Source organism: Lentzea sp. JNUCC 0626 (assembly GCF_043632865.1).
GTDB lineage: Bacteria > Actinomycetota > Actinomycetes > Mycobacteriales > Pseudonocardiaceae > Lentzea.
Genome location: NZ_CP171635.1, coordinates 6,106,342 through 6,122,602, shown reverse-complemented (window position 1 = coordinate 6,122,602; position 16,261 = coordinate 6,106,342). Strand labels below are relative to the sequence as shown.

Annotated in this window: 16 protein-coding genes, 1 tRNA gene and 1 other RNA gene; 13 read left to right on the top strand and 5 right to left on the bottom strand. The window is 68.8% G+C overall.

The genetic code is table 11. From position 1 onward, the window contains the following. The first annotated feature begins 25 nt into the window (after positions 1-25). Complete coding sequence (locus JNUCC0626_RS27710; protein ID WP_394613684.1) at positions 26-442, top strand: hypothetical protein; 417 nt, start codon at positions 26-28, stop codon at positions 440-442. A gap of 60 nt (positions 443-502) precedes the next feature. Here the strand turns inward: JNUCC0626_RS27710 and JNUCC0626_RS27705 are convergent, their stop codons facing one another. After that, positions 503-1,036, bottom strand: a complete 534-nt coding sequence (locus JNUCC0626_RS27705) for a hypothetical protein (protein WP_394613683.1) — start codon at positions 1,034-1,036, stop codon at positions 503-505. A 121-nt stretch (positions 1,037-1,157) separates the two neighbouring features. Here JNUCC0626_RS27705 and JNUCC0626_RS27700 point away from each other — a divergent pair, with 121 nt between their 5' ends. Then, positions 1,158-1,715, top strand: a complete 558-nt coding sequence (locus JNUCC0626_RS27700; protein WP_394622117.1) for a TetR/AcrR family transcriptional regulator — start codon at positions 1,158-1,160, stop codon at positions 1,713-1,715. A 40-nt stretch (positions 1,716-1,755) separates the two neighbouring features. Here the strand turns inward: JNUCC0626_RS27700 and JNUCC0626_RS27695 are convergent, their stop codons facing one another. Beyond that, positions 1,756-2,499: an MBL fold metallo-hydrolase gene (locus JNUCC0626_RS27695; RefSeq protein WP_394613682.1), complete on the bottom strand. Its 744-nt coding sequence runs from the start codon at positions 2,497-2,499 to the stop codon at positions 1,756-1,758. Between the two features lie 105 nt (positions 2,500-2,604). Continuing rightward, a tRNA-Leu gene (locus JNUCC0626_RS27690) sits at positions 2,605-2,687 on the bottom strand. Between the two features lie 65 nt (positions 2,688-2,752). Between JNUCC0626_RS27690 and JNUCC0626_RS27685 the strand changes: the two genes are divergently transcribed. Together JNUCC0626_RS27685 and JNUCC0626_RS27680 are read left to right on the top strand one after the other, a co-directional pair. Continuing rightward, positions 2,753-3,838, top strand: coding sequence for a bifunctional RNase H/acid phosphatase (locus JNUCC0626_RS27685; protein WP_394622116.1), 1,086 nt, complete (start codon positions 2,753-2,755; stop codon positions 3,836-3,838). Between the two features lie 64 nt (positions 3,839-3,902). Beyond that, a complete protein-coding gene (locus JNUCC0626_RS27680) occupies positions 3,903-4,700 on the top strand; it encodes a DUF3103 family protein (protein ID WP_394613681.1) in 798 nt (265 codons plus the stop codon). A 146-nt stretch (positions 4,701-4,846) separates the two neighbouring features. Here JNUCC0626_RS27680 and JNUCC0626_RS27675 read toward each other — a convergent pair whose 3' ends face one another. Then, entirely contained in the window at positions 4,847-5,368 is a 522-nt protein-coding gene (locus JNUCC0626_RS27675; protein ID WP_394613680.1) for an NAD(P)H-dependent oxidoreductase, read from the bottom strand. A 176-nt stretch (positions 5,369-5,544) separates the two neighbouring features. On the opposite strand from JNUCC0626_RS27675, the gene rnpB reads away from it, so the two are divergent. The 4 genes from rnpB to JNUCC0626_RS27655 all read left to right on the top strand — a co-directional run bounded on the left by rnpB (position 5,545) and on the right by JNUCC0626_RS27655 (position 9,511). Then, an RNA gene (rnpB, locus tag JNUCC0626_RS27670) (RNase P RNA component class A) lies at positions 5,545-5,937 on the top strand. 17 nt (positions 5,938-5,954) lie between these two features. Next, the gene (locus JNUCC0626_RS27665; protein WP_394613679.1) at positions 5,955-7,079 is read left to right on the top strand and encodes a threonine synthase; all 1,125 of its coding nucleotides are present in this window, start codon (positions 5,955-5,957) and stop codon (positions 7,077-7,079) included. A gap of 155 nt (positions 7,080-7,234) precedes the next feature. Beyond that, on the top strand, positions 7,235-8,827 hold the full coding sequence (locus JNUCC0626_RS27660) for a DUF6345 domain-containing protein (RefSeq protein ID WP_394613678.1): 1,593 nt from the start codon (positions 7,235-7,237) through the stop codon (positions 8,825-8,827). Positions 8,828-8,926: 99 nt separating this feature from the next. Next, positions 8,927-9,511: a hypothetical protein gene (locus JNUCC0626_RS27655; RefSeq protein WP_394613677.1), complete on the top strand. Its 585-nt coding sequence runs from the start codon at positions 8,927-8,929 to the stop codon at positions 9,509-9,511. 4 nt (positions 9,512-9,515) lie between these two features. On the opposite strand, the gene JNUCC0626_RS27650 is transcribed toward JNUCC0626_RS27655, so the two are convergent. After that, a complete protein-coding gene (locus tag JNUCC0626_RS27650) occupies positions 9,516-9,779 on the bottom strand; it encodes a hypothetical protein (protein ID WP_394613676.1) in 264 nt (87 codons plus the stop codon). A gap of 425 nt (positions 9,780-10,204) precedes the next feature. On the opposite strand from JNUCC0626_RS27650, the gene JNUCC0626_RS27645 reads away from it, so the two are divergent. The 5 genes from JNUCC0626_RS27645 to JNUCC0626_RS27625 are packed head-to-tail and all read left to right on the top strand — an operon-like array spanning position 10,205 to position 16,261. Then, complete coding sequence (locus JNUCC0626_RS27645) at positions 10,205-10,483, top strand: hypothetical protein (RefSeq protein ID WP_285647521.1); 279 nt, start codon at positions 10,205-10,207, stop codon at positions 10,481-10,483. A gap of 3 nt (positions 10,484-10,486) precedes the next feature. Continuing rightward, positions 10,487-10,957: a hypothetical protein gene (locus JNUCC0626_RS27640; RefSeq protein ID WP_394613675.1), complete on the top strand. Its 471-nt coding sequence runs from the start codon at positions 10,487-10,489 to the stop codon at positions 10,955-10,957. A 19-nt stretch (positions 10,958-10,976) separates the two neighbouring features. Continuing rightward, positions 10,977-13,787: an ATP-binding protein gene (locus JNUCC0626_RS27635; protein ID WP_394622115.1), complete on the top strand. Its 2,811-nt coding sequence runs from the start codon at positions 10,977-10,979 to the stop codon at positions 13,785-13,787. Then, positions 13,784-15,649, top strand: coding sequence for a hypothetical protein (locus tag JNUCC0626_RS27630; protein ID WP_394613674.1), 1,866 nt, complete (start codon positions 13,784-13,786; stop codon positions 15,647-15,649). The genes JNUCC0626_RS27635 and JNUCC0626_RS27630 overlap by 4 nt, the downstream gene beginning before the upstream one ends. A gap of 12 nt (positions 15,650-15,661) precedes the next feature. Beyond that, on the top strand, positions 15,662-16,261 hold the full coding sequence (locus JNUCC0626_RS27625; RefSeq protein ID WP_394613673.1) for a hypothetical protein: 600 nt from the start codon (positions 15,662-15,664) through the stop codon (positions 16,259-16,261).

Genomic DNA, 16,261 nt, shown 5'->3' with positions numbered 1-16,261 from the left:
AGTGCCTGAGTTGGGCAGCTATTACATGATCAGGCCCGAGGTGTCGGGTGGTCTGGGCGACGACGCGGTCCTCGACCACTCCTCGGGCGTGCCGGTGGTCACTCACCTGCACTACGAGGCGGCCGACTGGCTGGGTGACTGCATCGTCACGGCCGCCGGTGAGCACATGGTGGTGCCCAAGACGGCAGCGAGGTTGCAGGAAGCGGGGTTCCGGAGCTTCCGGCTGGCGGACGTGCAGGTGACGAAGCACGACCAGTTCGAGCTCTTCAACCCCGGCGTCGAGCTGCCGGAGTTCCGGTGGCTGGTGGTCGACGGCACGCCCGGGGTCGACGACCTGGGGGCCGACCGGATCGGCCGGCTGGTGGTCAGCGAGGCGGCGCTGGAGCTGCTGCGCGCCGACGGCCTGAACCACGCCGACGTCACCGAGTGGCAGCCCGAATAGCGACAGCGTGAGAAAGCCCCTCTGACCTCATCCGGTCAGAGGGGCTTTGCGCTTCTTGGCTCACTTGCGCAGGCGCAGCGCCGACACCAGGAAGAAGATGCCGCCGATCGCCGCGTACCCGGCGAGGTTGCTCAACGTCGCGTTCTCAGCCCCGGCCATCAACACGAACGACGTACCGGCGAGCGTCGAAATGCCGCCGCTGAGGATCATCGGCCACTGCCCGCCCATGCCCCGCCGCACCAGCGCGACCGCGAGCTGAGCCACCCCGGACACCACGGCCCACGCACCCCACACCCGCAGCACGGCGGGAATCCCGGACGTCACCGCGAACGCCAGCCCGGCCGCAGCCGCCAGGCTGACCGCGATGTTCGCGTAGAGCGCGAGCGACGCCTTGCCGCGCGACGTCCGGCTGTCGATCACGATCGCCGCCACGTCGAACAGCGGGTAGAGCACCAGCAACGTGCCGCTGACCAGCCCGATCTCGCTGCCGGTGACGAACAGCAGCGTCGCCCACACGATCGCGAAGCCGAAGCGGACGAAGTAGAGCGTGCGGAGGGCGGGAGCGAGGCTGGGTGACTCGGTAACGGTGCTCACGGCTTCAGTCCTTGCGGTAGGGAGAACGTTCTTTCTGCTGATGTCCTGAGCCTGGCACCGTCGCGCCGAAGTTGTCAAGACCGAACGTTCTCTCTGTTACCTTGGAGGCGTGACCAGCACCATCTCCGAGGCCCGCAACCGCCTGCTGGAAACGGCGAGCCGCCTGTTCTACTCCGAAGGCCTGCACTCCGTCGGCGTGGACCGCATCCTCGCCGAGGCCAAGGTGACCAGGGCGACCATGTACCGCCACTTCGCCGGCAAGGAGGAGCTGGTCCTCGCCTACCTCGCGGAGGCCGACCGGGCCACTCGCCAGAACGTCGAAGCGGGGGTCAAGGCGGCGACCACCGACGCCGACGCCGTGCGCGCCGTGGCGAAGGGGATCGCCGGGCACATCCAGAGCGGGGGCTTCCGCGGCTGCGCGTTCCTCAACGCCGTCGCGGAGTACGCCGACCCCACCCACCCAGTGCACCAGGCCGTGCTGGCACACCGCCAATGGTTCCTCGACACCGTGACGGACCTGCTTGCGCGCGTTGGCGACAGCCCTGCCGAACTCGACGGACGGCACTTCGTGATGTTGCGCGACGGAGCGATGGCCGCCGGTTGCCTGACCGATCCGGGGCCGATCGGCGACACGTTGTGCGAGGCGGTCGAGGGAATCCTGAGGTCCCGCACGTCCTGACTTCGGTCCGCCAGAGCCGCGTCCACTAGGGGGCGCTTCTCTAATGGACATCGAGCGGGACGACGAGGTCTTCCTCGGCGGTCAGCACTTCGCCGGCGAACGTGCGTCGCGCAGCGGACACGGCGGCGACCCGGTCGTTGCCAGGCCAGAAGTGACTGAGCATCAGCCTGCGGGCACCTGCCTGAGTGGCCCAGTACCCGGCCTCTTCGGACGTGAGCAGGTTCCGCTGCGGCCGCTGCGACTCACCGACGCGATCGGTGGCATCCATGACGTACAGGTCGGCGTCCCGGCCGAGTTCGGTCAGCACGGCGTCGGGGCCGGTGTCCCCGGTGTAGGCGAGGATCGTCTGACCGGCCTGCAACCGGACACCCGCGTTGGGAACGTAGTGCGGCAGCAGGACGCCGGTCAGCTGAAAGGGGCCGACCTGGTAGACGCCGGGCAGCTCGTGCACGTCGAAAACGGCACGCAGGTCGACCTCCGGTTCCAGCCCGCCCAACCGGGTCAGCACGCCCGGTGTGCAGTACAGCGGCAGCCTGCGTCCGGTCCCGCCGTAGAGCAACATCCGGAACAGCCCGTGCACGTCGATGCAGTGATCGGGGTGCTCGTGGGTGATGACGAGGGCGTCCACGTCGGCGTCCGGGCAGTGGGTCAGCAGCCGGGGGAGGGTGGCGTAGCCCAGGTCGAGCACCAATCGAAAGCCGTCCCACTCCACCAGGAAACCGCTGCACGCCCGGCCCGGTTCCGGGTACGCGCCGCAGCCGCCGAGCACCGTCATCTGCCGCATCGCCTCAGCTTGCCGTAGGGCGGCAACCGAATTGAGGCAAGTCCCGCACAAGCAAAAACCCCCACGAAGCTGATGTCTCCATCAACTCCGTGGGGGTTCAACCTGTGTCCGAGGGGGGACTTGAACCCCCACGCCCTTACGGGCACTAGCACCTCAAGCTAGCGCGTCTGCCATTCCGCCACCCAGACTTACGTGAACAGAATACAGGGTCCCGGAAGGGGTCTGAACGCGGGGTTACGATCGGCCCGTGAAGGTGATCGTCGAGGCCGATGGCGGGTCGCGTGGCAACCCCGGGCCTGCCGGGTACGGCGCGGTGGTGCGGGACAAGCTCAGCGGCGAGACGCTGGCCGAGCGCAAGGGGTTCATCGGGGTCGCGACCAACAACGTCGCCGAGTACCAGGGGCTGATCGCGGGGCTTCGGGCCGCGGTCGAGCTGGGGGCGGACAGCGTTGACGTGCGGATGGACTCCAAGCTCGTCGTCGAGCAGATGTCGGGGCGGTGGAAGGTCAAGCACCCCTCGATGCAGCCGCTCAACCGCGAGGCCCAGGAGGTGGCCGGGGCGTTGCCTCGGGTCACCTACGAGTGGATTCCGCGCGAACGGAACAAGCAGGCCGACCGGCTGGCCAACGAGGCCATGGACGGCGAGACCAAAGCCGCCAAGTCCGAGGCCGCCGCGCCCGAGAAGGCCGAAGGAGCCAAGCAGCCTCACTGGAGCGGGGCGGTGGGGGAGCCCACGCGGATCATCCTGCTGCGGCACGGGCAGACGAGGTTGTCCGTCGACCGGCGGTACTCCGGGCGCGGGGACCACCCGCTGACCGAGACCGGGCTGGAGCAGGCGGAGAAGGCGGCGACCAGGCTGTCCACTGTGGACGGGATTGCCGGGATCATCTCGTCTCCGTTGCAACGGGCGCAGCAGACGGCCCAGAAACTCGCGGACAAGATCGAGCTCGAGGTCGTCACGCACCAGGGGCTGATCGAGACGGACTTCGGCGACTGGGAGGGGCTTACGTTCGCCGAAGCCGCGGCCAAAGACCCCGAGGTGCATCGCAGGTGGTTGGGGGACACGGCGCAGAAGCCGCCCAACGGCGAGAGCTTCGACGAGGTGCACGCGCGGGTGCGGAAGGCGCGCACGGACATCATCGCGCGGTACGGCGGGAAGACGTTGGTGCTGGTCAGCCACGTCACGCCGATCAAGACGATGCTCCGGCAGGCGTTGGACGTCGGGCCGCAGTTCCTCTTCCGGATGCACCTGGATCTGACGGGCGTGTCGATCGCCGAGTTCTACCCGGACGGGCACGCGTCGGTGAAGCTGGTGAACGACACCTCACACCTGGGTTGACCTGCGGTTGAGTAGTCGATCGGCGGCTTGTCGAACACAACGAACCGCTCCACGATCCGGAGACATGAGAGCCAACACCCTGCGCGCAACTCTCGTGGTTCTGACACTGGTCGCCGCCGTCGTGCCCACCGGCACGGCGGCCGCGGCGCCGAGGAGCGTCGGCGAGATCCTCGACGGCCTCGCCCGAGGCGGCATCGCGGTCGCCGACGCCGAACGGCAGATCGCCAAGGCCAAGGGACTGCCGGACGGACGCGGCCTGATCACGTTCCGGAGGGCAGGCACGACCACGGGCGAACCACTCGTCGCCGCCGCCCCCGACGACGACAACGCCAAGACCATCAAGGCGTACGACCGCAAGGGCAACGTCCACGAGCTGACGACCGCGCACGAGCCGAATCAGCCGTTGACGATCATCGACATCGACGTCGAACGGGCCGTGCAACGCGGCATGGACGTCATCAAGCAGGGGATGCCGACCGAGCGGACGCGGCAGCTCGCCGGCTACTGGGCCACCCAGGTCACGAGGATCAGCGTCAGCGACGTCCAGGAGCCCTGGTTCAAGGGTGACGCGGAGATCTTCGCGCTGGTGTCCGGGTTCGGGCTCGACGGCAAGGTCAGGGTCGACCCCGTCACGATGCCGTACCTCGACGACGAGAACACGACGTACTCCCCGAACCAGCTGCTGGTGCACTGGAACAACTACAAGTACGACCTCGCCGACGTGGTCCTGATGGAGGACGACGGCGACACGAACTACAAGGCGCTCGCCCAGGCGCTGGCCGCCGCGCTGCTGACCATTGTGGACGGCGGCGCGTACATCCCGCTGGTCAGCGCGGTGCTCGACGCCATCCCGGACAGCTAATACACCGACGACCCCGACTACGTCGAGTCCTGGTACACGCTGTCCGAGCAGGGCGGCGGCGTCCTCAACGGGGCTTCGGGCAAGGGCTGGGTGGAGACGCGGCCCTACTTCGTCCGCGAGCTCTGAAACCCGGCAGCGGAACGACCTCAGCTGACCTTGCGCAGCCGCGGGGTCAGCACCGAGGCGAACCGGTCGGCCGCCGCCTCCAGTGCGGCGGCCGATTCCGCCGACCCGACGTGCTGGTCCAGCACGAACTCCCCGCGCACCACCTGGTCCGCGCCCTTGGCCGCGAGCAACGGGTGCAGCGCGTAGTCCATCGCCACCAGGAAGCCCTGGCTGCCGCCGGTCGCCAGCGGCAGCACCGCACGGCCGCGCAGGGCCTTCTTCGGCAGGAGGTCGAGCAGGGCCTTGACCAGCCCGCTGTAGGCGGCGCGGTAGACGGGCGAAGCGACCACCACGCCGTCCGCCGACAGCACGCTGCTCACCGCCTGCGCGATCTCCGGATCCCGCAGGTCTTCAGTGAGCAGCGACAACGTGGGCAAGGAGCGGACGTCGAGCAACGACACGCGGTGCCCGGCCGCCCGCAGCACCTCGGCCACGTGCTCCACGACGACTCCGGTCGGCGCGGCGTGGGACGGCGCGGCCGAGATGATCAGCACATCGGACATGACGGGGCACTCCCTGAGGTCGTCGTGGGTACGAGCACCTTCAGCGGAGGCAACACAGGCTTGCTGCCACGCGGCCGTAGTCGACGTGGCGACGTCGTGTCATAGCCCCAGAGTCAACCAACGTCCGCACCAGTGGACAACCGGTTCCAGACGCTGGGATATCCTCGGGTCGCGGATGAGTCGGCAGGGCGGCCGCGGCACGCGAGTGTCGAGGAAAGTCCGGACTCCACAGGGCAGGGTGGTTGTTAACGGCAACCAGGGGCGACCCTCGGGACAGTGCCACAGAAAGCAGACCGCCACGGCGCAAGCCGCGGTAAGGGTGAAACGGTGGTGTAAGAGACCACCAGCGCCCCAGGTGACTGGGGCGGCTAGGTAAACCCCACCCGGAGCAAGGCCAAGAGGGCACCCGAACGCAAGGGACGGTGCCTGCGCGAGCGTTCGAGGGCTGCCCGCCCGATGCTCGCGGGTAGGCCGCTAGAGCCTGTCGGCAACGGCAGGCCCAGATGGATGGCCGCCGACTGGGACCTCGGTCCCACGAACAGGATCCGGCTTACATGCCGGCTCATCCGCCTGTATGCATGTGAGCATGCTCTCGCATCTGGAATGCGCCCGTTGCGGCCGCGAACACGACGCCAACGCCGTCCAGAACCTCTGTCACGAGTGCGCGTCGCCGCTGCTCGCCCGCTACGACCTCACGCGCGTCGGCCGTCCCACGGACGAGAACTCGCTGTGGCGCTACCGCGACGTGCTGCCGGTCCGCGACCCCGATCCGGCGTTCAGCCTCGGCGAGGGCATGACCCCGCTCGTGCCGCTGCCGGCGATCAGCAGGCACCTCGACGCGACCGTGCTCATGAAGGACGAATCGCTCATCCCGACCGGCTCGTTCAAGGCCCGCGGTGCCGCCGTCGGGGTCGCGCGGGCCAAGGAACTCGGCATCGAGGGCATCAAGATGCCGACCAACGGCAACGCGGGCGCCGCCTGGGCCCTGTACGCCGCGCGGGCGGGTCTGCGCAGCGTCATCGCGATGCCCGAGGACGCCCCGCTGATCACCCGCGAGGAGGTCGAGGCGAGCGGCGCGGAGCTCAGGATCGTGCCGGGCACCATCGCCGACGCCGGCAAGGCCATCGCGGACGTCGACCTCTTCGACGCGTCGACGTTGCGCGAGCCGTACCGCATCGAAGGCAAGAAGACGATGGGCTACGAGATCGTCGAGCAACTCGGCTGGCGCGTCCCCGACGTGATCGTCTATCCGACCGGCGGTGGCGTTGGCCTGATCGGGATTCACAAGGCGCTCAACGAGATGCTGGCGCTCGGGTGGATCACCGGGAAGCTGCCGCGGCTCGTCGCCGTCCAGTCCACCGGCTGCGCGCCGATCGTGAAGGCGTTCGACGAGGGCAGGGCGGAGTCGACCTTCTGGGACGCCGCGTACACCGACGCGTTCGGGATCAACGTGCCGAAACCGTTGGGGGACTTCATCATCTTGCAGGCCATCAGAGAAACCAATGGCACCGCGATCGCGGTCACGGACGAACAGATCGCTCAGGACCGCGCCGAGACCGCACGGCTCGAAGGCGTGTTCTTGTGCCCCGAAGGCGCCGCGACGATCAGTGCCGTACGGGCGTTGCGCGCTAACGGATGGCTAAACGCACAAGACGAAGTGGTCGTGCTGAACACCGGCGCGGGCATCAAATACCCAGCTGTCCGCCTCTAGATTCGCCGCTGCCCCAAGGGTGTTACAGAATTTCGGCCGTTCGAGTGGTGCGGCCGTGCCAACTGGCCACTCTGGGTATCACCGCAAAATCGTCCACATCCTCCTCACAGACGGCCGGCCCCTGCAGCCGGCCGTCCCCAAGGGAGGGAAGAGACATGCAACGCAAGCTGACGGTGGTGCTGGCCCTGTCCAGCCTCGTCACCGCGGGAGCGGCCGGCATCGCGACCGCCGACGCCACGGAACTGCCCGTCTACGGGGTGACCAGTTCGGGTCTCGACCAGGAGCAGGCGCAGAAGCTGCAGAGAGCGTTCGGGCTCAAAGACGTCCAGAGATCGGAGGCCGGCGCGGTCTCCTTCGCGGACGAGCAGCGCTACCAGTACCTGCCGACCGTCGACAAAGGACAGGGCAAGCCGGACGAGGACGGCAACGCCACCACCCAGACCGCCCTCGACACCGAGGCGATCAAGCGCATCAGGACGATCCCGACCGAAGAGGCCGCCAAGCGCGCGCAGGAAGGCCTGAGGGAGGCGGGGGTCCTGCCCGCCAACGCCACGCCGACCGCGCAGCACACGACGTTCGAACTCGCGGACCCCAACGGCCGCAACGCACTCACCGCCAACCTCGACACGAGCGTCTCGTACACGTTCCAGCTCGGCGGCATCCCGCTGGAGGGCGAGGGCGCGAACATCCGCGTCTCGTTCGACGCGCAGGGCGTCACGGCGGTCAGCCACGCCGCCCGCAGCTACGAGAAGGCCGGCTCGGTCAAGGTCAACGACCTCACCTTCGGCGCGAAGCTGTGCCAGAAGTACCTGGGCGGCGAGGTCAAGGCCGACGCCAGCTACGTCTACGTGGCCGCGCCGCTGGAGGAGAAGGCGGACAAGGTCGAGCCGTCGTTCCGCTGCACCGGCCGCAACGCCGACGGTGGCGCCCCGCAGGCGATCACCCTGCCCGCCGCGGTCGGTGCCGAACTGCCGCAGCCGGGCCCGGTCCAGGACCCGCGCCCCGAGGCCCAGTCCCAGTTCAAGATCCAGGCCGCCGGCACCCAGGTCGGCAGCGAGGGCACCGGCAACTGCTCGGGCCTGCCCAACACCGTCGCCAACATCGGCACCTTCAACACCGAGGCGAGCAACCACGGCATCTCGCGCTCGTTCAGCTGGACCGACGGCAACGCGTGGGAGAGCGACTTCAAGGACCCGGCGTTCGCGGGCGGCCAGGACACCACCTGGACCGACAACGTCGACCTCACCTACTGGCAGGGCCACGGCAGCGGCACCGGCTTCTACTTCACCGGCTGCTCCAACCACAACGACACCAAGCTCGCCAACACCGAGGCGCGCTGGGGCAACAACGACGTCGAGTGGATGAGCCTCTTCACCTGCCTGATCCTGGAGGACAACACCGGCGGCCAGACCTGGGCGCAGCGCTGGGGCCAGGCGTTCCGCGGCCTGCACCAGATCAACAGCTTCACGACCGTCAGCTACAACTCCGCGAACCACGGCGGCAAGTTCGGCCACTACATGTGGCGCTCGCCGTTCCTGTGGTGGAACAACCCGATGAAGGTCCGCGACGCGTGGGCGCAGGCCAGCATCGACACCCAGCCGGCGCAGGTCCGGTGGGCCACCATGGGCGTCTACCTGCCGGCCAGCGGTGGGCTGGGCAACTACGACGACTACTTCTGGGGCAAGGGCTCGGTCGGGCCTGACTACGCCTCGACCGGGTGGTTCTGGAGGATCTCCGGGGCCAGCTAGGACCCGTGCCTGAACACGCACCGAAGCCCGGTGGCCGCGAGGTCGCCGGGCTTCACCGGTTCGGGTAACGGGACTGACGTGTGCGACGAGTGGACAGGCGTGACGTCTGAAGATCTTCGAGAAGCCGGGGATCGGCCTGACCTGGAACAGGTGCTGGCCGACCCGAAGTTCGCCGCCGATGTCCTGCTGGCCGAGTACAAGTCGCTGCGGGACGAGATCCTCAAGAAGATGGATCACCGGACGTCGCTGGTCGTCTGCTCGGTGACCGTCAGTTCCGCGGTCCTCGGCTTCGGCATCGACCGGAAGAGCGGAGCGCTCCTGCTCGTCTCGCCGCTGGTCTCGCTGCTGCTGGGGACCCTGATCCTCTTCCACAACGTGCAGATCGCGGAGATCTCGCGGTATCTCCGCAGGCGGTTCGAAGGGCCGCTGGCCGAGCGGATCGACGGCTTCGTGGGCTGGCACGTCAACAAGCGCGAGCCCGAGTACCGCTTTGCCCGGCGACTCCTGCCGTACCAGCTGTCGCTCGCCCTGATCGCGATCGCGCCGGCGGTGGTGGCGATACCTCTGGCGGCGGTGAACACCAACTGGGTCACGTGGGTGGTGCTCGGCGTCGATCTCGCGCTGCTCGCGAACTACGTCGCCCAGTTCGCCAGGTACCGGTCGCTGAACCAGACGGCGACCTGAGGTCTCACCGGTTCGCGGGACGCCCGGACGGCATGCGCAGCACCGGCCGGAACGGCTCCCCGGCGTTGTAGAGCTCCTCCAACTCCGTCACGTAGGCGAGCACCGCCGGATTCACGATGTCCGCGAGCGACCGAACCCCCGCCTGAGGCTCGTAGGAAGAGAGGTAGGTGGCCGCCGCCCGAGCCCGTTCCAGCACCTCGCGGTCGAAGTTGATCGTCCGCTGGACCCGGCGCCGGGATTGCGTGGCTTGCCCGGTAGGCTCGTCCACGCCTGGAGCACTAGGGGAGGCTGTGATTCCGTCCACACTTCCATCCGGCACGAGGTCAGGTTCGAGCATGAACGAATCTCCTCGGAGTCGTGGCTCCGGAGCGCGCCCACCGTGTCTGCCACGGAGGCGGCGAACCGGCCGATCTGGGCGTTCACATGGGTGTACACGTGCGCGTGTTTGAGACGCACGCACTGTGGGTGACCAGGGCGTTCGCAGTCGGGTGAACCTTGCCAGCGACGGAGAGAATCTTCATCCGGGTGTTCCCCACTGACCTCTCCTCAGTGATGATGTGTCGGCCAGATTAGACGTAATTCCTCCCAGGGGGAACGGCCAGATGATCTACACCCCGCAGCAACAGCCCCACACGACGTGACGAACTCGTGTTCTACTCGTAGCGCAAGCCCCAGCGCACTCTGGAGTAAGAAATGACCGCCATGGACCTGGTGACACTCGCTCAGCAGCAGCCGCAGGTGCCGGGCACAGGCAACGTCCGGACCTGGATCCTGGACAACATCGTCCCGTTGCTCCTGCTCACGGTCGCGCTGCTGCTCCTCTGGCTGGGTGGTGGCAAGGGCGACAACGCGGGCGTCATGCGCCGCCTCGGTGGCGTGATCGTCGCGCTGGCCATCATCGGTCTTGCCGTCACTACCGACGCGGGCGCGAACATCGGTCAGTGGCTCGCCGGTTTGTTCGTCGGAGGCTGACACGTGCGGGTTCGCACCGACGACGAGGTCTACCGGGTCGACGCCGTCTGGCTCGGTCCGCCCAAAGCGACATTTCCCTGGCGCGCGCGATACGTCGCGTGGGGCGTCGGGATCGTCGTTTTCCTCGTCGTACTCACGATCGAACGGCAGATGGGCGTCGGGTTCGGGTTCTTCTCGACCGCGTGGGCCCTCGTCGCGACGATCATCCTCACCAGGTTCATCACCCAGCGGATCAGCCATGAACGGCCCCTCACGGCCGTCATGTCGATGTGGGTCCGCGAGCTCACCGCACCTCGAGAGCGCACGGCCAGTACCGGCGGAGCGGCCAGTGCCGCCCGGATCCGGGTCACCCCGCAGCGGCCTCGTCCCAAGTTGAGCAAGAAACAACGGGCGAGACAGCAGGCCCAGCCCCGCCGGACGTCAGCCAGCCGTAAGAAGGAGGTTCGCGGTGTTCGGACGCCGGCGAGACCGTGACCGTCGCTCCGCCCAGCACATCGCCCAGCACGCCGCGGCCGACCCCCGCGAGCGTGACCGAGCCGCGTATTCGAAGCGCGGCCGCCGCCTGCCCGGCGAGCAGGCCGTGCCGAGCTACACGCCGTCGATCAGCGCCCGCAGCATCGACGGTCACCTGCTGCGCACCGGCCAGGAGGTCTACGCCTGGTACCGGCTCGCGCCGCAGCGCTGGTCGTTCCGCAGCGACTCGCAACGCCAGGACCTGATCGCCGCCATCGCGGGCCAGTACGCCGAGCTGCAGGGCCGCTGGATGCACCTGCGCGTCACCACGCGGCCGTACCCGATCCGCATGTGGGCCGAGGCGCACGTGCACAACGCCGTCAAGCGCCTGCCGGACACGCCCGGCACGCTGTCGTTCGACGACTACATGGTCGGCGAGCAGCAGCAGCTGATGGGCCGCTCGATGGCGGAGAAAGAGGTCTACCTGGGCGTCCAGGTGCAGACCCGCAACATGATGGACCGCGCCGTCGAACGCGCCGCCCCCGTGCTGCGCAAGGTCTTCCCGGACGCCGTGGACGCCGAACTCGTGGCGCTGGACTCCGAGGTCGAGCACCTCGACCAGGTCATCGGGTCCGCCGGTCTCGAAGGCCGTCCCGCGACGGCCGAGGAGATGTCCTGGCTGATGCACAGGTCGTGCTCGCTGGGCCTGCCCGCGCCGCGCAACATGCCCGCCGTGCCGGGTGCCGCCTGGGAACCGGAGGACCTCGCGTCGTTCACCGACGCCGCCGACTTCCACCAGGAGCCCTACTCGCCGACCGTCACGGTCCGCGGCCGCACCGGCTCGAACGCGGGCGTCAAGCGGCACGTCGCCGTGCTCACCGTCGGGCTCATGCACGGCCTGCAGATCCCCGAGGTCGACGACCCGTGGGTGCAGCGCGCCGACCGCCTCCCGGCGAGCGTCGAGTGGTCCGCCCGCATCTACGTGCGCAAGCCCGAAGAGGTGTCGGGCGAGCTGTCGCGGCAGATGAGCAAGGTCCGCTCGCAGGTCCGCCACTACACCGACGAGCACGAGCTCGAACCGCCGCAGTCGCTCGCCCGCCAGGCCGGGCGCGTGCTGGAGATCGACGACGAGATGACGTCGGGCTTCACCGCGCTGGGCACCCGGGTGCGCAGCTGGTGGCGGCTCGCGGTCTCCGGCCCGACCGAGCGCGAGGCGCTGCGGCTCGCCCAGTCGTTGCTGGAGCTGTACAAGCCGAAGGTCGCGATCGAGCACCCCGAGGCCCAGTTCGCGATCGCCCGCGAGTTCATCCCCGGCGAACCGCTGTCCAACGGCGCGTACCTGCGGCGCGGCAGCGTGCTGTGGGCCGCGTCCGCCGTGCCGACGGCGACGGCCGAGGTCGGTGACCGCCGCGGCATCCTGCTGGGCGAGACCGTCACGGCCACCCGCCGTCCGGTCGCGTGGGACCCGTGGATGGCGCAGGAACTCCGTGACGCCTCGGGTCTGACGGCCATGGTCGCGGGCCTCGGCGCCGGCAAGTCGTTCCTCGGCGGCGGCATGGTCTACAAGACCCTGCGCGCCGGGGCTCACTGGACGTTGCTCGACCCGTCCGGCCCGCTCTCGGCGTTGTGCGAACTGCCCGAGCTGCGCCCGTACGCCCGTCCGATCAACCTGCTCAACGCCGAGCCCGGCATCCTCAACCCGTACCGGGTGGTCGCCGAGCCGATGATCGAGCACTTCCTCGACGAGGACGACCCCGAACGGGCCTGGCGCCGGGAGAAGGCCCTCGCGGCCGCCACCCGCCGCCGTCTCGTCCTGGACGTCCTCACCGGTCTGCTGCCGTTCGAGGTCGCCCGTCTCCCGCAGACGCGCATCGTGCTGCTGCGTGCCGTCCGCACGGTCGGTGGCCGCTTCGACGCCCACCCCGGTCTCGTCTTCGAGGCGCTGCGCCGGGACGCGTCCGAGCACCACGAGCACGCCGTCGTCGTCGCGGACTTCCTCGACGAGATGCGCGAGCGCATGTCGTTGCTCATCCCCGAGGAGAACCACGACCCGTACAACGAGGTGCGCGACGACCGCCTCACCGTCCTGACGATGGCGGGCCTGAACCTGCCGAAGGACGGCGTCGGCCGCGAGCACTGGACGGACGCGGAGTCGCTCGGCGTCGAGATGCTGAACCTCGCCGCCTGGCTCACCCAGCGCTCGATCTACGAGAAGCCGAAGGACCAGCGCAAGGGCGTCTGGATCGACGAGGCGTTCTTCCTCTCCGAGGTCCCGACCGGTCGCGTGCTGATGAACCGCTTCGCGCGTGACTCGCGCAAGTGGAACGTCCGCGTGCTGCTCTCCTCGCAGATCCCGGCCGACTTCCTCAAGATCCAGGGCTTCGTCGCGCTGCTCGACTCGGTCTTCGTCGGCAGGCTCGACGACGACCAGGCGCAGGCGGACGCGTTGCGGCTGCTCAAGGTGCCGGTCGGCGCCGGTTACGAGCAGGTCATCGCCTCGCTGGGCCGCCGCCCCGGTGGCGAGCGCACCGCGACCGAACGCGACCGCGCGCCCCGTCAGTTCATCTTCGGCGACGGCGCCGGTGGCGTGGAGCGGATCCGCATCGACTTCAGCGGACCGCACCTCGAGCACCTGCGCAACGCCCTCGACACGACGCCGGACGCCAAGCGCGAATCCGGTGCCGAACTCGTGCCGGCGGACGACAACGCGGCTCCCCAGCCGCCCGCCTACGTGCCCGACGAGATCGACGACGAACTGGCGGCGGACATGGAACTCGGACTGACGGAGGAAGAGGCCCATCTGGTGGGCCACGGTGACGGGTCCAACCGCCGCCGGGACGGCGGCGCATGACCGCGCTGACGATCGTGCTCGCGATCGCCGCCTTGCTCTGGGCAAGGCGGCGGTTCGCGCTGCGCGCGTCAGCACGCGCCAAGTCGCTCACCCTCGTGTCGGCGATCCTGGCGCTTCAGGTGGTGCTGGGTGCCCCGATGGCGCACGCCCAAACCTGTGGCGAGGCACCGAATCCGGAACGTCCCGGCGCGGGCATGGTCGGCGCGCTCGACCCGCCCGTCGGCAACGGCCTGCCCGGCACGCCGTACCTCGAGTACGGCTACGCGGGCATGGTGTGGCACAACTACAACGCCAAGTGCAACGTCCTGCCCGACGCCAACGCCACGCTCGACACGTGGGCGGGCAACGAGCTCTTCAGCATCGGCAAGAACATCGTCGGTGCCACGAACGCGTTGCACTACACCGTGATGGGCCGCGGTCTGCTGGTCCCGCTGGACGACGCCGTGAAGAACGGCGTGCAGAAGGTCTACGACAACGTCTACCTGCGCTGGTTCGGCCTGGTGGCGTTGATCCTCGCGATCCTGATGTTCCGGCAGATCTGGACCGGCGACTTCGCCACGATCTCCAAACGCGGGCTCTGGGCGTTGGCGGCCATGTGGCTGGCAACGTCCACCTTGGCCCTACCCCAGTTCTACAACCTCCTCGACAACACGCTGGTCTCCAAGACATCGGAGATCCAGGCGGGGTTCATCGAGGCGCCTGAAGAACAAGGCACACTTCACGTACTACCAACGAAACTGCACGACGCCGTCGTTTATCAGAGCTGGCTGCGCGGAGCGTTCGGCACGCCCGAGGCACCGCAGGCCGCCGAGTACGGCCCGCGCATCCTCAAGGCGCAGGCGTGGACCACGGCCGAGATCGCCGAGGGCAAGGACGGCGACCAGGCCGCGCTCGACGCCAAGAAGTCCGAGTGGAAGGCGCTCGAAGCCCAGCTCGGCACGGCCAAGGGCTACTTCGACGGCACCGACGGCAGCCGCACCGGCGCGGGTTTCCTCGCGCTGTTGCAGTCGATCGCGTTCTCTCTGTTCCAGCTGTTCGCGAAGGCCGCGGTGCTGCTGGCCCAGCTGCTGCTGCGCATCCTGACGCTCGCCGGGCCGCTCATCGGTCTGGTCGCGTTGCTGCACCACGACCTGCTGCGCAAGGTCGCCCGCGCGGCCGCCGTGACGGTGTTCAACGTGCTGGTGCTCGCGGTCCTCGCGGGTGTCCACGCGTTGCTGTTGCAGGCGATCTTCAACGCGACCGGGCTCTCGTTGCTCACCAGGACGTTGCTCGGCCTGATGCTGACACTCGTGTGCTTCGTGATCGGCAAACCGTTGCGGCGCATGTGGCAGATGGTCGAGATGTCCGTCGGCTCCGCAGGCAACGTCCTGCCGATGAGCGGTGGCGTCTGGTCGAAGATGATGGGCCGCAAGAGGCAGCAGGGCCCCACGCCCCAGGACGAGTTCTGGGAGTCCGTGCGGGAGAACGACCCCAACGGCGAAGAGGTGCCGCAGCGCGGCCGCGGCCGGGTGCGCCCGGAGGCGTCCAGCCCGGTCATGGCGACGGCGCAGCGGCTCGACCGCGACTCGGTGCCCGGACAGATCGTCAGCGGTCCGAACGGGTCCGGTGTCCGCGCCGGCGCGTTGCCGTCGGGGTCCGGTCCGGCCGCGTTGCCCGCCGCCCGGTCGCGCGTGGTGGACAGCCCGACGGTCACCGACCGCCAGTGGGACCGGGTCGACGACGCGGTGCTCGTGCCGTCGCGCTCGAACGCCTACTCCGCCCCGGTGCAGGAACCTCGCAGGGCAGAAACAGAAGTGGTGGCAGGGCGTCCGGTGCACGTGATCTACCGACCGTCGCGCGGTTTCGAAGTCAGGGACAACTGAAGGGAGGCGTAGGTGCCGATCCGTACCAACCGCGGCCGTGCCGCGGTCTACCGCAGGCTGTGGGGATGGCCGCTGCGTTCCCCGCGGCACCTGGCTGCCTCGATCATCATCTTCGTGGTGCTCGTCGTCGCGCTGGGTGTGATCATCCCGAAGGTCCTCGACCGCAAACCCGCCGACCCGAACGCGGCGGGCCAGAACTCGACGTCGTCGCAGGGCACGCAGGTCGGCCAGCTGCCGGGCAGCAGTGGTGCCTCGCTGCCGACCAAGCAGCCGCCGCCGTCGATCTCCGCGTCCGCCGCGCCGCCGCAGGCCGACGCGCAGCTGATCGCCGAGCTGTGGGCGGAGAACTGGATCAAGCCGCCGCCGGACGACGACGTGAACAAGTGGCTCGCGCAGCTCCGTCCGTACACGACGGAGGAGTTCCTCGCGCAGATGGCCACGATCGACCCGAAGAACGTGCCCACCAGGATCACCCAGAAGGTCACGGCGAAGAAGTCCTTCGTGTCGTCGGCCGACTTCGAGGTGGGCACCGACTCGGGCAAGGTCGTGATCACGCTGGTCAAGACGCCGTCCAAGGAATGGCGTGTGAACAGCTACACGAAGGCGGACTGA